Source organism: Stenotrophomonas sp. 278, from assembly GCF_003935715.1.
Lineage (GTDB): Bacteria > Pseudomonadota > Gammaproteobacteria > Xanthomonadales > Xanthomonadaceae > Stenotrophomonas > Stenotrophomonas maltophilia_AH.
This window is the reverse complement of the sequence record NZ_RHPP01000293.1, coordinates 1-1,216: the sequence shown is the minus strand read 5'-3', so window position 1 is coordinate 1,216 and position 1,216 is coordinate 1. Positions and strand designations below refer to the sequence as shown.

The window sequence follows — 1,216 nt, the reverse complement described above, 5'->3', positions numbered from 1 at the left end:
GGTGCCGACAGGCTGGGCAGGTGCGCCAGCGCCGGCTCCCAGTGGCCGCCTTCGGCCGGCACGCGAATCGGATGGCGGTGTGCCAGCAGAATCCAGAAGCGGTCAGGCCATTGCGCCATCGGCACGTCGCTGGCGATGCCGGTGAAGGCCCGCATCACCGCCACCAGCGCCTGTTCGGCAACGGTCGGGTTGCCGCACTGCAGTTCAGCCACCACCAGGGCGCGGCGTTCAACTCCGCGCAGGAAAGCCGGAAGGGCACCGGCTGCGTTGGAAGAGATCGGGGCGTTCGCAGCCGTCATAGCAACTCCATCATGAGCCGGAATGATAGCGACTGCGCCTCACCTCAGGCGTGCTGATCCGGGCAGCATGTGAAGACCGGCAATGCCAAGCCTGCGTCTTCCCGACGCAGGTTGTGCACAGCACCACCAAAAACCGGGGAAAAACGCAAGGTGAAGGCGACATCAGTTGTGTGTCAGCTTTGTTTCACACCCAAGTTATTGATTATATGAGCATTATATATGTGGCGATTTTTTGACCAACCCGGCCCACACAGCAGAACCGCCGCAGGAAACTCCTACGCTCCAGCGCTCGCGCACAGGCTTATCCACAGAAGATGTGGATAAGACTGAATCTCCAATAGCGGCCGATATTTAGGCGATGTTTAGTCTCGCAGGACACGGCCGATGACCCGCGGGGTGCCCTGAACAGGGTTGCCGTGCCCGGTACACTGGACCGATGTCTTCCACACCTGCGGCCCCTGTCCTGTCCCTGGAGAGCGTCCCGGCCCCCGCGCCTGGCGCGCCGACCGTGCAGGTTGCCCTGCCGCTGCCGATGCCCCGGTTGTTCGACTATGCCCCGCCCTCCGGTACCACCGCCGGGGCAGACAGCATCGGCCGCCGGGTGCGGGTGCCGTTTGGCTCGCGCGAACTGGTCGGGGTGGTCGCCGGCGTGGGTTGCGCCGATGCCGACACTCCCCTGCGCGACGCCCGCGAGTGGCTGGATGCGTTGCCGCTGCTCGATGGCGAGCTGTGGCGTTCGCTGCAGTGGCTGGCGCGCTACACCCACGCCCCTCTGGGCGAGGTGGTGAGCACGGCACTGCCGGCCCCCCTGCGCCGCGGCGAGCCGGTGCCCGACACTCATCGCTGGGGCTGGCAGCTGACCGCCGACGGCGAAGCGCAACGGGCGCGCCAGCGCGCCGGCACCCGACCGCAGCGCC

The 1,216-nt window shown here is 66.6% G+C and carries 2 pseudogenes; one reads left to right on the top strand and one right to left on the bottom strand.

Annotation, left to right across the window (positions count from 1 at the left end):
• Positions 1 to 299 (bottom strand): annotated as a pseudogene (locus EGJ34_RS21745) (hypothetical protein); the annotation flags it as partial.
• A gap of 532 nt (positions 300 to 831) precedes the next feature.
• Between EGJ34_RS21745 and EGJ34_RS21740 the strand changes: the two are divergent.
• A pseudogene (locus EGJ34_RS21740) lies at positions 832 to 1,216 on the top strand (primosomal protein N'); the annotation flags it as partial.